The organism is Aphanothece sacrum FPU1 (genome assembly GCF_003864295.1).
Taxonomy (GTDB): domain Bacteria; phylum Cyanobacteriota; class Cyanobacteriia; order Cyanobacteriales; family Microcystaceae; genus Aphanothece_B; species Aphanothece_B sacrum.
Map to the genome: position 1 here is coordinate 178,039 of NZ_BDQK01000013.1, position 13,135 is coordinate 191,173.

Annotated in this window: 9 protein-coding genes and 1 tRNA gene; 6 read left to right on the forward strand and 4 right to left on the reverse strand. The window is 35.3% G+C overall.

All coding sequences use genetic code 11. From position 1 onward, the window contains the following. Positions 1 to 16 precede the first annotated feature (16 nt). From AsFPU1_RS11400 to AsFPU1_RS11415, 4 genes are all read right to left on the reverse strand, one after another. Positions 17 to 1,183: a helix-turn-helix domain-containing protein gene (locus tag AsFPU1_RS11400; protein ID WP_172957406.1), complete on the reverse strand. Its 1,167-nt coding sequence runs from the start codon at positions 1,181 to 1,183 to the stop codon at positions 17 to 19. Position 1,184: 1 nt separating this feature from the next. Next, on the reverse strand, positions 1,185 to 2,309 hold the full coding sequence (locus tag AsFPU1_RS11405; protein ID WP_124970667.1) for a lipase/acyltransferase domain-containing protein: 1,125 nt from the start codon (positions 2,307 to 2,309) through the stop codon (positions 1,185 to 1,187). 238 nt (positions 2,310 to 2,547) lie between these two features. Then, entirely contained in the window at positions 2,548 to 3,912 is a 1,365-nt protein-coding gene (locus AsFPU1_RS11410; protein WP_124970670.1) for a hemolysin family protein, read from the reverse strand. A 4-nt stretch (positions 3,913 to 3,916) separates the two neighbouring features. After that, the gene (locus AsFPU1_RS11415) at positions 3,917 to 4,645 is read right to left on the reverse strand and encodes a hypothetical protein (RefSeq protein ID WP_124970673.1); all 729 of its coding nucleotides are present in this window, start codon (positions 4,643 to 4,645) and stop codon (positions 3,917 to 3,919) included. Positions 4,646 to 4,787: 142 nt separating this feature from the next. Here AsFPU1_RS11415 and AsFPU1_RS11420 point away from each other — a divergent pair. The 6 genes from AsFPU1_RS11420 to AsFPU1_RS11445 all read left to right on the forward strand — a co-directional run bounded on the left by AsFPU1_RS11420 (position 4,788) and on the right by AsFPU1_RS11445 (position 12,843). Further along, positions 4,788 to 4,860: transfer RNA gene (locus AsFPU1_RS11420), tRNA-Ile, on the forward strand. A 1,144-nt stretch (positions 4,861 to 6,004) separates the two neighbouring features. Then, the gene (locus AsFPU1_RS11425; protein WP_227873341.1) at positions 6,005 to 7,360 is read left to right on the forward strand and encodes a CmpA/NrtA family ABC transporter substrate-binding protein; all 1,356 of its coding nucleotides are present in this window, start codon (positions 6,005 to 6,007) and stop codon (positions 7,358 to 7,360) included. Positions 7,361 to 7,474: 114 nt separating this feature from the next. Further along, the gene (gene fabZ, locus AsFPU1_RS11430) at positions 7,475 to 7,987 is read left to right on the forward strand and encodes a 3-hydroxyacyl-ACP dehydratase FabZ (protein ID WP_124970676.1); all 513 of its coding nucleotides are present in this window, start codon (positions 7,475 to 7,477) and stop codon (positions 7,985 to 7,987) included. Positions 7,988 to 8,191: 204 nt separating this feature from the next. Beyond that, positions 8,192 to 8,887, forward strand: coding sequence for an aldehyde oxygenase (deformylating) (locus AsFPU1_RS11435; protein ID WP_124970679.1), 696 nt, complete (start codon positions 8,192 to 8,194; stop codon positions 8,885 to 8,887). A 253-nt stretch (positions 8,888 to 9,140) separates the two neighbouring features. Beyond that, on the forward strand, positions 9,141 to 10,163 hold the full coding sequence (locus AsFPU1_RS11440; RefSeq protein WP_124970682.1) for a long-chain acyl-[acyl-carrier-protein] reductase: 1,023 nt from the start codon (positions 9,141 to 9,143) through the stop codon (positions 10,161 to 10,163). A gap of 118 nt (positions 10,164 to 10,281) precedes the next feature. Beyond that, entirely contained in the window at positions 10,282 to 12,843 is a 2,562-nt protein-coding gene (locus AsFPU1_RS11445) for a hybrid sensor histidine kinase/response regulator (protein WP_172957407.1), read from the forward strand. The last annotated feature ends 292 nt before the right edge of the window (positions 12,844 to 13,135 follow it).

Here is a 13,135-nt window from a genome sequence, read left to right on the forward strand (position 1 = left end):
TCAAGATATACTAACTTTATCCTTTTGTCGAGCTTTTGTCAAAATTCGTTACTTCAAGTAAAGGTTCTGGTAATTTCGGTTTAACAGTATCATCAACTAATTCTATCAGATCACTGAGTTTACAATCTAACTCTTGAGCAAGTTGAAAGTATGGTATTAGTTCCTGCAGTTCTTGTCCTTCTTCCCACTTTTTAATTATGTCAGGTGTTTCCCCAACTAAAAATGCTAGTTGACTTTGAGTTAAGGTTGTATTATTCTCTATAAGATTTCTGATTTTTGAACGAATTTTAAGTTTATTCGATACGTCATAATTAATCTGTATTAAATCATCAATTTGACAATTTAAAGCTTGAGCAAGTTCAAAAAATTGCTTTATTTCCTCAAATCCTTGTCCTTCTTCCCATACTTTAATAATATCAGGTGTTTTCCCAACTAATGCTGCTAGTTGCTCTTGAGAATGTTCTTTTTTTTCTCTCAGTAATTTTATGTTATTCTTGAGTGGTTCTGGTTGAATTATCGTATTATTACAGATCTCTATTTTCTCATTAATTCTAGTGATAAATTCTTCTTTATTTTCTAATCCTTCAATACCCGAATAAATCCCTAAAGCTTTCTCTAAAGCATCTTTAGATAATTCTGGTTTATTATTTTTATACAAATTTTCTACCAAATCTTCCCAAGAACGTGCAGCGAGTTCTGGATTATTAGCATTTAAGAAATGTTCTACTGCCTTTTCTTGCAACTTAATAGCTTCATCATAATTTCCCTTTTTAATCGCTTGACTAACTTGATCTTCTATTCCTAAACCTTCTTCAAATTCTGCCATCTGTCGAGCAGATTCTTCATCCACAATATCAAATGTTTTACTTGCTAAAATAACCTTATTATACGTTACTTGTAAAACATAACTTCCTTGGTCAAATTTTTCAGGAAGCGTAAAACTAGCAGTTAAATCAGATGAATTTACAGGAATAGGATCAATTGAGAAGTCACCTTCTTGATTAAAAAATTCAATCATTAAAGGAATATCAGCAGCAATACTTCCCCCCGTCACTTCTAATCTAATATTAACCTTATCCCCTTGTTTTCCCATCCAGGGAGTAGAGAAAAGCTCAATACTAGGAATTTGTTCAGGAAGGTTTTGTAAGAATTCTTTTAGGTGACGTTGATTAATTGTACTCATTTTAGTTGAACTCCATTCTAAGTATATTATAGACAGTTTCATTGCGACAGAGACCCATGTGATCACAGGGATTACTATCAATTTGATTCTCTGGACTACTTATACTATAAGCGATCGCACTCTCAAAAGTCACTGTGTTATCTCCATACATATTACTAGGGACTTGTGTAATGACATTAAAATTTGCCATCGGTTCAACCAAATATAATGTTGGTGTTAAATGTGACATAGAATAAACACATCTAATATTAATTTGGTTTTGATCAAGATATTGAGATTGCTTAAGTCTCTGATGAACATTTCTTGCATTCTCAAGATATTCCCTAACATTAGTTGGCCAAATGCTATCATCTAGGGCAGAATAAAGCTTACCGTTGCGATCGCAAAGAGATTTAATTTCAGGTGGAGGTAACAGTTGATAAATAGAAGGAAAAGTCATGATTGATTGACAAAACTCTGCTCTTTTCTTACTGGGTTGTAGCATATTATAGACCCAATCTAAGATAAAATTATCATTAAATTTAAGGCCTTGTTTGAGAATAGAGTAAGCTTTAGCTGAACCTAAAAGGGGAGAGGCAATCTGAAACAATAAATCGGTTCTTTGAGCAATATCTGGATTATCTAAAAGCATTAATCGAGTAACAATTCCTCCCATACTATGAACAATAAAACGCAATCTACGATCCCCATTTTTATCTTTTTCTTTAATAAAATCAGCTAGAAAATTAGCTGATTCTTGATTATCCTTTCTCCAATCATAAGCAAAGGGAAAAAAGTTAGGTTCTGGATGTTTTGATGATCCTAGATTTTCAGAAATTAAACCTAATCCCTTTTCTCCTGTAGGTGTAATAAGAAAATCGAACAAAGATCCATAAATATTTGCCCAATCTGCAGTAAAATTATTAAAACGCTCAATGACTTTAACTGCATCAACAGGTTTATTTTCTTGTATAGCTAATAAACCAGGTTTTTCCCTAAGAGTACGGATATTACATAGTAAATCTTCGCCCCATATCTCTTTATCGTGATCAGAAGATGGGTTTTGACGAATTATTAAACTTGACCCCATAATACCAGGGACAAAAAATACAAGAGTAGATGACTCAGCAGGAGATGAAGTTACCAAATAAACCTCTTTTTAGGTTCTACCGGACAAGTTATGCTAAATTTTATCATAAATAATAGACTTTAACTCGCTCAGAGTTAAGCTATACAAACAAAGGTTGCCTACGCAACCTATCATTTAGTCCGCGCTCGTCGGACTTCGTTTCTATAGGATAAGGCTTTAGCCTTTTATTAATTATTTAGTTTACCATAGTAAGTCCCTCTTTTTAATAGTGATTTAGGATGATCTAATCTATTCCTTACGATATTTCCTGATTAAGAGAAGGTTCAATAATCGGAGTTTCTTGTCGATGAAGACGTATTTGTTTAAGACGAGGCCCCTCAGCAGAAACAATAGTAAACTCTAAATTTTCGTAAGATAATGTCTCTCCCATCGTCGGAATTTTTTGCCATTGATATAATAAAAATCCCCCAAGAGTTTGATATTCATCCGTTAAAGGTAAATCCAACGCCAAAAGGTTATTTAATTCTTCCAAATTCATTTGTGCTTCAACAATAAATGTCTTATCATCTAACATTTGTAAAGCCACTTCTTCCTCATTGACCCCTTCTAAATCATGATCAAGAATTTCTGCAATTAAATCTTGCAAAGTTATTAATCCTGATGTTCCTCCAAACTCATCCACTACCATCACCATCTTTAATTGCGATCGCTGCATTAAAGAAAGTAATTCATCTAAAGTCATAGACTCAGAGACAAATTTAACAGGTTTAACCCAATCATCAATTGATGAAGTTGCGATTAGTTGTCCTTGGGCCAAAGGTAAGGCTAAATCTTTAAAATCAATAATCCCTAAAATATCATCCAAAGATTCACCTTTAACCGGATAACGAGAATGACCAGCTTGAGTTACTTCTTCTAAAAACTCTCCAAAAGTAGCAGTTTCAGAAATAGCAATTAATTGAGTTCGGGGAACCATTACTTCCACCGCAGTAACTTCCCCAAATTCAAAAATATTCTTTAATAAAGCCCTTTCTTGCGCTTCTAAACCCGTTGATTCTCCTTCAGTTGCAATAATTAATTGTAGTTCTTCTGAGGTAACTTGATTATATCTTCTTTCTCTGGTATGCTTAATACCTAAAGTGCGTAATAATAAATGGGTTGATTGATTTAAAACCCAAATAAAAGGATGAAAAACTTTAGCAATTACCCCAATAGCAGGCCCCAAAAATCTTGCTAATTGTTCAGAATAAATAAGTGCAACCGATTTAGGACATAATTCCCCTAACACAATTTGTAAATAGGCCATCAAGAAAAAAGCCACAGGAATTGCTAAACTATGAGATAAACCTGTTATCATTTCTGATGGAAAAGGCAAGCGTTCTAGTAAATACTTAACTAATACCGCCATCGTATTTTCTCCAATCCAACCTAATGCTAGACTAGACAGAGTAATCCCTAATTGGGTAGTTGATAACAGACGATCAATACTTCTTTGTAAAGATTGAACTGTTTGTGCCTGAAGGTCTCCCGCTTCCACTAACTGGCTAATACGCGATCGCCTTACGGAAACTACTGCAAACTCTGCTGTCACGAAAAAAGCATTAATCGCTATCAGCAACACTACTGATAATACTCGTATAAATATATCTTGACCGTTCATATAATTAGGGTTTATTCTCCCTGATTACAGGAATTTCTGCTAAATTTAACTTCAGTTTTTGTTGAGGGTAATCTGTTAAATTTATAGATATAGTTTGAGCCTTACTCATTAATACACTAGGAATTTTAACTGTTCCCTGAAAATCTTCTTTATTAGGTGGCAATTCTTCTGGTAATCCTTCTGCTACTGCGCTTAAAGAACGACCTTGATCGTCTTTAATCTCTAAAAAACTGTAAAGAAATTTAACCGTTTCAGTTCCTTCATTTTTCAGTTTAATGCTTAATAACAAATCTTCCCCTTCTTTCTTGGTTTCAGTCACAGCTAAGGTAACACCACCATCTTGAATAGTGAGGGGAAAATTAGCTACTTTTTCGGATGTTGGCTCAGTTTTCTTATCAGTCAACTCAGTTGTTTTTTTTTCTTCTTTATCTGATGTTTTATCTAGCTTCTTTTCTTCTGCTTCAGTTTTTTTAGCATCAGAGTTTCCTTTTTTATTAATATGATCATAAACTTTGACTAAAATTGTCTTCTCATTAATAGGAATAAATTCCTTTGGTTGATTCGATAATTTAGCATTATTAATAAGTTTTTTAGCAGGGTTAGCCGTCGGCTGATTAACTCCTTTTAAAGATTCGTAACCCGCTTTAAACGCAAAATAAGCACTAGCGGTTCCTGCACCCGACATCATCACTAATAAAATGACAATAAATTTGATAGTAGAATTGATTTTCATAGTTTATTTTAACTAGATAATAAAGGGAGAAAAAATTAATTGATGATATTGTAGCCCATTCAACCTCTCTCAAACCCGAACGTTGAATCCACTATCAGTTATAATAAAATAGAAACTGGTAGTCTATGCGTCACCAGAACCCCCAGGGTTGGCCGAGCGGTTGAGGCAGCGAACTCATAATTCGCGCAAGGCAGGTTCAACTCCTGCACCCTGGATGAAAAATTTGAACTAAATATAACGGGTTCAACTTTCATTGGGCTTGGATTTGAACAAGCCTTTGCGCTGCCCTTTACTCAACTACCACGACTAACACAAAATGGTTATTACGTCAAATGGATTGTTCACTCTCTCAAGGTGAGTAAATAAATTAGGGTTTTACTCAATAAGTATAAATACCCCTAATTCCTGTTAACTAATATAAATAATACTTATAGCGATCGCTAAATTCCTTATTTAGTTAATTGGTATTATATGGATTTTTGTCCCTTGTTTCGAGTGACTCAAAACGAGTTTAAAGTCATCCCAGTTAGGGAATTTATTAAAAACAACATTATAGGTTGCGCAGGCAACCTTTGTTTGTATAGCTTAACTGTTTAGAGTTAAAATATATTTATTACTTATTATTTTTTGTTTGAATAAAATATCGAGATTGTTTACTTAAATAGTCCAAATAAAATCGATTAAACTTATACATAATAGTATCAATTTGATGATTTTTATGATCAGCAATACATCAGAGCAAAAAAATCTGTTCAACTGAACTTGCCCTGTAAAATTAATAAATCAATACAGGCTAAAGTTTTATTCTATAAGAAGAAAGGCTGTCTACACAGCCTAATTATAAGCCTGGGTCGTCATAAATATCATAACTACCAGGATTAGGACTAGAATACAAAAAGCTAATCATAGTATGCCCAAATTTCTCTAGAAACATAGCATTAATAGGTTAAATAATCTTTAATTTTATGAAGGTTAACTCAAGGTTATGATTTTTCTCAGTAGAGAGTTTAAGGTGATTACTTTATATCGGTTCTACCGGACAAGTTATGTTAAATTATCACCAATAATAGACTTTAACTCGTTCATAGTAGGGGTCAACTGCCGTTGACCCCTACAAAACAGGCAAGATGCCTACGCAACCTATAATGACTGTCCACGAAGGTGGACTTCGTTTCTATAGTATAAGGCTTTAGCCTTTTATTCATTATTAATTTAGCATAGTTTGTCCCGTAGAACCGCAAGTTTAGGCAATGATTAAGTAAATGTTGGGTTTCATTCTTCAACCCAACCTACAAAAGCGGCTCATTAATCCTCATCTTCTGCTACCTTTAATAAAAAACTTATAATTTCTCCTCCAATATGATTAAACGCCGTAACTTTATCAAATACACCAGCTTAGGACTAACAGGTTTAGGATTCACCGCTTGCACCAATATCAACTTATTTTCTCCCAAAAATAAACAAAAAAACGGACTCGATATCAATTCCTTAGAAAAGCCTAACCTAATTCTCGGATTTGTTCCTAATGGGGATGCGGCCCCCCTGATTATCGCCCAGGAAAAGGGCTTTTTTGAGCGTTATGGCTTAACTGTCACCCTCAAACGTTCTGACTCTTGGGAAGCCGTCGAAAAAGACTTATTAGAATGGCGTTCTGATGCGGCACAACTTCCCTATTCTTTCCCCATGATGGCACAATTAGGCCAAAAAAAAGCCCCCTTAATCTCTCTCATGAATCTTAATCTTAATGGGAGTGCTATCACTTTAACCCAAAAAGCTTGGGAAGCAGGAATACGTCCTTCTGTGGATTATTTTAATTTTACTGATTTTGAAGGAGGTATGAGAAACTATCTGAGAAATCGCAGTAAACTTCCTATTTTTGCTCTAGATTCAAACTTCTCAATGGATGCTTATTTAACCCGTTATTGGTTATCTGCTATGGGAATAATGCCTGATTCTGAAGTAGAATTAGTAGAATTTCCTGCCTCTCAAATGGGTTACAAATTACAAGCAGGTCTAATTGATGCTTATAGCGTTTCTGCTCCTTGGAATCAACAAAGTGTGTTAAATAAGACAGGATTTGTTACTCATATTAGTCGAGATATTTGGCAAGGACATCCCAATAAAATATTAGCCACAATGGATGGTTGGACAAGAAAAAATCCCACGACGACAAGAGCTTTAATGGCAGCTTTAATTGAAGCTTGTCAATATTGCGATCAGCCAAGTAATTATGCAGAAATTTCACAAATTTTAGCTAAACCCAACTATTTAAACCTGAAAGAAACTATCATTGAACCCTCTTTAGCCGGAAACTATTCTTATAGTAGTGAAATATTTGATAAATATCAAAAAAATATTCCTGATTTTACCATCTTTAATCATCGAGACGCGGCTTATCTTAAAGATAACGATAATGCTAATTATCCTTGGCGTTCCCATGCAGTTTGGCTGTTAACTCAAATGATTCGTTGGCATCAATTAGACAGTTCTGATTATCCCAAAGAAGCTGATAAATTATTAGATAAAATTTATCCTGTCACCTTCTATGAAGAAGTAGCCAAAGGATTAAATATTACCATTCCTAGTAACAAAATGAAACAAGAATCAACCACAGCTTTTATAGATGGACGTTCTTTTGATCCGAGTCAACCTGTCGCTTATTTGAATCAATTTTCCCTTCGTGCAAGTCGTCCTCAAATTTTTGGATTTGTTTAAAATTTTCAGATTATTTACTATTATCTGGGACTAGAAGTCAGTTTTGGTTAAAAAATGTGAAACAATAAGAGTAAGATCATAATTCTCAAATCACCTATTTTCCAAGGAATGCCTATGTCTACTGTAACTGATGTCCCTTCTGTTAATCAGACGACTGAGGATATTGCCCAAGTTCCAGATAAATTAGAACAAAAGACCGTTTTTACTATTCAAGAGATCCAAGAATTACTACCCCATCGCTACCCTTTTGCCCTAGTTGATAGAATTATTGATTATGTTCCGGGTAAAAAAGCGGTAGGCATCAAAAATGTCACCATTAATGAACCCTTTTTCCCTGGACATATTCCTCACCGTCCCATTATGCCAGGGGTTCTCATTATCGAATCTATGGCCCAAGTTGGGGGTGTAGTTTTAACTTTACTTCCTGGTATGAAAGGAGAATTTTTTGCCTTTGCTGGAATCGATAAGGCACGTTTCCGTCGTCCAGTGATACCCGGAGATCAACTAATTATGACAGTGGAATTATTAGCATTTAAACGTAATCGCATCGCTAAAATGCAAGGTGAAGGACGAGTGGATGGGGAATTAACTGTACAAGCAGAAATGCTATTTTCTCGGATAGATTAATGGTGAAAACTATTATTGTGGTACATTAATTATTGGCAATCCCGTTTAGTATTATTTGTAAGGAGCGGCTTTATGTTATGATCCAGAGGATAGGGCAATGGGTATAAACATCCCTAGAATCAACAAAACATAAGAATTCTCCTTTTTGAGACTTCTATGCCCCTTTAATTTAAGTTGATCACCCATTAGGAGATAAATTGACTTATGCAAGAGCTTGCCGTACGCTCAGAGCTTGACTTTAAAAGCGAAACATATAAAGATGCCTATAGCCGAATTAACGCTATTGTTATTGAAGGTGAACAAGAAGCGCATGAAAATTACATAGACATGGCTCAAATGTTGCCCGAACAGGAGGAAGAGTTAATTCGCCTTTCTAAGATGGAAAACCGCCATAAAAAAGGATTTGAAGCCTGTGGAAAGAATCTCAATGTGACTCCTGATATGGACTATGCTCAGGCATTTTTCTCTCGACTTCACGAGAATTTTCAAACCGCTAAAGCAGAGGGTAATATCGTCACTTGTTTGTTGATTCAATCTTTGATTATAGAAGCTTTTGCGATCGCCGCTTATAATATATATATCCCTGTGGCTGATCCGTTTGCTCGCAAAATCACCGAAGGAGTAGTTAAAGACGAATATACTCATCTAAATTTTGGCGAAGTTTGGCTACAAGAACATTTTGAGGAGTCTAAAGCAGAATTAGAAGAAGCGAACCGTCATAATTTGCCCATTGTCTGGACAATGCTTAATAGCGTGGCTGAAGATGCGGAAGTATTGGGCATGGAAAAAGAAGCTTTAGTAGAAGATTTCATGATTAGTTACGGGGAAGCCCTCGGTAATATTGGGTTTTCTACTCGTGAAATCATGAAAATGTCTTCTTACGGTTTGCGGGTAACTTAAATCAGTTATCACTTACTGTGAAGCGTCAACCCCATTCAGCGACCACCTTTTAACGGGTGGCGTGGTGAGGAATCACCTTAGTTCTACGGCGCGTGAGGATGTCAACATCTGTAGGGGCTTAATCATATTAAGCCCCTGTTTTGCTTTTGAGTCTTTTGTACAGTTTAAGGTAAGATTGTTAAGAGTCTTAACGTTTTCTTATCATCAATCTATTTTCTGGCTAATTATCCGTAATCCTTTATCAGAATAATCAATGTTTGGTCTGATCGGTCATCTTACAAGTTTAGAACACGCTCAATCTGTCGCTAATGCCCTTGGCTACCCGGAATATGCCCACCAAGGACTTGATTTTTGGTGTGCGGCCCCGCCACAAATCGTCGATTATTTCCATGTTACCAGTGTTACGGGACAAGTCATTGAGGGAAAATATGTAGAATCTTGTTTTCTCCCAGAAATGCTGACAAATCGGCGTATTAAAGCAGCTATTCGTAAAATATTAAATGCTATGGCTTTAGCACAAAAAAATGATATTAATATTACGGCATTAGGGGGCTTTTCCTCCATTGTCTTTGAAGAATTCAATCTCAGAGATAATCCTCAAGTTCGTAACGTAGAGTTAGAATTTGACCGTTTTACCACAGGGAATACCCACACTGCCTATATTATATGTCGTCAGGTGGAGCAAGCGGCCGCCAAACTAGGAATTGACTTAGCTCGGGCCACGGTCGCTGTTTGTGGTGCTACTGGAGATATTGGTAGTGCGGTTTGTCGTTGGTTAGACCAAAAGACTGAAACGGCGGAATTATTATTAATTGCCCGAAATCAAGAAAGATTGACCAACCTACAAGCAGAATTAGGAAGGGGTAAAATTATGGAATTAGAAGAAGCTTTACCCTTAGCTGACATCATTGTTTGGGTAGCTAGTATGCCTAAAGGAGTAGAAATTAATCCTGAAACTCTTAAGAAACCTTGTCTTATTATTGATGGTGGTTATCCTAAAAATTTAAGCACCAAAATTCAACATCCAGAGGTTCATATTCTCAAAGGGGGAATTGTTGAACATACCCTAGATATTGATTGGAAAATTATGCAAATCGTGAGTATGGATATTCCTTCTCGTCAAATGTTTGCTTGTTTTGCTGAAGCTATTTTATTAGAATTTGAAAGCTGGCATACTAATTTTTCTTGGGGACGCAATCAAATTACTATCCCTAAAATGGAACAAATTGGAACTGCTTCCCTGAAACATGGGTTACAACCTTTGTTGAGTTGGTAATCAATTAATTAGATTCTTTATAATGGAGGTGGGCTATGCTCACCTTTATTTATTAGTAATTCTATAATTTATGTAGCAGGTATCTGTGAAAGACAATATTGATCTGAGTAGTTGCTCGATGCTGGATTTATTCAGCATGGAAGTGGAAACACAAGGAGAAATCCTTAACGACAACCTGTTAACCTTAGAAAATCAACTGCAAGATGGTGGAGAAAAAGGATTAGCCTCTATTTCCTTGCTAGAATCACTAATGCGAGCTTCTCATTCCATAAAAGGAGCTTCGCGGATCGTTCAAATTGAACCAGCAGTCAGAATTGCTCATGTGATGGAAGACTGTTTTATGGGAGCAATGGATCGCACGGTTCATCTAAAATCAGACCAGATTGATCATTTGTTAAGTGGGGTAGATTTTTTATTAGAAATTAGTCGTGTTAGTCAGGATAACTTAACCAGTTGGTTAGAGCAAAATCAAGCTAAATCTCAAGAAATTATCGAAAATATCGCTTCTGTCATAAGAAGACGTAAAAGCGATCGCCCACAAGAAAAAACCACTACTAACGATAAATCTGAACCCCCATCAACACCACAACAAGAGCAAAAAAAACCAGAAACCCAAGAAGTAAGACCAACTCCTGATATTGAGCAAAATCCCCTTGAGTTTCAGATTTCTTTAGATGATATCTTTCCTGAAGACGATGACGACTCAAATTTAACCAATGAATCTACTCCATTAGGGGTGAGTCTCTCTACTGATGGATTAACCATTAACCCTGACTCAGCTTTACAGAAAACCTCTCAGACACCCGAACCTGTCATCGCTTGGGTAGAAGAAGAATTATATGAGTCTGAGGATTTCAATATTTCTGGTTCTCCTAAATCCACTTCTGAGGGAGAAGATTCTTTATCAACTTCTTTGGTATCTTCTAGTAATAGTTCTTCAAAAGATCGTTTTGTACGGGTAAGTTCAGATAACTTAAATCGTTTGATGGGATTAGCAGGAGAATCTTTAGTCGAAGCAACGGCTTTAGTTCCCTTATCTGAATCGTTTATTGCTCTGAAGAAAAATCAATTAGAACTTTCAAAATTACTCGAACAATTACAGATTAGTTTATCTCATGTAGCGGTTAATAAAGAGACAGAAACTTATTTGAATGAGGTACTTCATAAAGAGCGAGAATGTCGTTCTATTTTGAGCGATCGCTTGAGTGCTTTAGAACAATTTTCTTATCGATCAGCTAATTTATCGGATCGTCTTTATCGAGAAGTTATTGCTAGTCATATGCGTCCCTTTGAGGAAGGAGTAAGTAGTTTTCCTCGCATGGTTAGGGATTTAGCTAGACAATTAAATAAACGGGTTAAATTAGAAATTGTTGGTAAATCAACTATGGTAGATAGGGATATTCTCCGAAAATTAGAAGCTCCTTTAACCCAAATTTTACGCAATGCAATTGATCATGGAATTGAATTTCCTCATGAACGCATTGAACAAGGAAAATCACCGGAGGGTACCATTCATCTTGAGGCTGCTCACCGTTTTGGAATGTTATTAATTACTGTCTCTGATGATGGTAAAGGAATCTCTTTAGAAAAATTGCGTAAATCCATTGTCGAAAAGGGATTAGTTACCCAACAAATGGCTCAAGAACTCAATGAAACTGAGTTAATGGAATTTATCTTTTTACCTAGTTTTTCTACAGCGAATCAAATAACAGAAATTTCTGGACGGGGAGTTGGCTTAAATATTGCTAAAACGATGGTTCAAGAAGTAGGCGGCAATTTACAAGCTATTTCTAAACCAGGAAAAGGGACAAGTTTTCATTTTCAATTACCCTTAACTTTATCGGTTATTAGAACTCTATTAGTAGAAATTTCAGGGGAACCTTATGCGTTTCCTTTGTCTCGTATTGATCAAATTATTAATTTAAAATTAACAGAAATTAATTCAGTAGAAAACCGACAATATTTTACTTTAAATGAGCAGAATATTGGCTTAGTAAAAGCTGCTCAAGTCCTAGAGTTAACCGCTAAAACTATTCCCTCTGATCCTCTGTCCATTGTGATAGTTAGTGATCAAATGAATCGTTATGGATTGGTAGTTGATCGCTTTTTAGGAGAAAAAAATTTGGTAGTACGTCCTTTAGATCCTCGCTTGGGTAAAGTTCAAGATGTTAGTGGAGCCGCTTTATTAGAAGATGGCTCACCTATTTTAATTTTAGATGTTTTGGATTTAGTACGATCACTTGATAAATTATTAGCTAATATTCAAATTAATCAAGTTAATACTCATGAAGAAACTAATTGGACAAAGGGACAAAAAAGAATTTTAGTAGTTGATGATTCTATTACCGTTAGAGAAATGGAACGTAAATTATTAGAAAATAAAGGCTATGTTGTTGATGTAGCAGTTGATGGAATGGAAGGATGGAATGCGGTTAGAGTGGGTAATTATGATTTAGTCATTAGTGATATTGATATGCCGCGAATGAATGGCATCAAATTAGTTAATAATATTAAAAGTAATCTTCATTTAAAATCAACTCCAGTCATTATTGTTTCTTATAAAGATCGAGAAGAAGATCGATTACAAGGATTAGAATCAGGAGCAGATTATTATCTGACAAAAAGTAGTTTTCATGACGATACTTTAATTAATGCAGTTATTGATTTAATTGGACATTGACATACTCCCACCGTTAAGCGTTGCCCTCCACTGGGGATTCTTAAATTCGCACTTAAGAGTTTCTGCTTCACAGATTCTTGACTAGGCATTGCTACCCCCGCCAGATCATCTCCACAGACATTTTCTAACACGCCATGCCCAAATTCATAATTCATAATTCATAATTCATAATTCATAATTCATAATTCATAATTCATAATTCATAATTCATAATTCATAATTCATAATTCATAATTCATAATTCATAATTTATAAATAAAACTTAGGATTATTTACAGATTTAAACCGGATA

Bases quoted from the DNA above. Each gene is read 5' to 3' on its own strand.
- AsFPU1_RS11415 (WP_124970673.1), bottom strand. From the start codon at position 4,645: ATGAAAATCAATTCTACTATCAAATTTATTGTCATTTTATTAGTGATG.
- fabZ (WP_124970676.1), top strand. From the start codon at position 7,475: ATGTCTACTGTAACTGATGTCCCTTCTGTTAATCAGACGACTGAGGAT.
- AsFPU1_RS11440 (WP_124970682.1), top strand. From the start codon at position 9,141: ATGTTTGGTCTGATCGGTCATCTTACAAGTTTAGAACACGCTCAATCT.
- AsFPU1_RS11410 (WP_124970670.1), bottom strand. From the start codon at position 3,912: ATGAACGGTCAAGATATATTTATACGAGTATTATCAGTAGTGTTGCTG.
- AsFPU1_RS11400 (WP_172957406.1), bottom strand. From the start codon at position 1,183: ATGAGTACAATTAATCAACGTCACCTAAAAGAATTCTTACAAAACCTT.
- AsFPU1_RS11425 (WP_227873341.1), top strand. From the start codon at position 6,005: ATGATTAAACGCCGTAACTTTATCAAATACACCAGCTTAGGACTAACA.
- AsFPU1_RS11435 (WP_124970679.1), top strand. From the start codon at position 8,192: ATGCAAGAGCTTGCCGTACGCTCAGAGCTTGACTTTAAAAGCGAAACA.
- AsFPU1_RS11445 (WP_172957407.1), top strand. From the start codon at position 10,282: ATGCTGGATTTATTCAGCATGGAAGTGGAAACACAAGGAGAAATCCTT.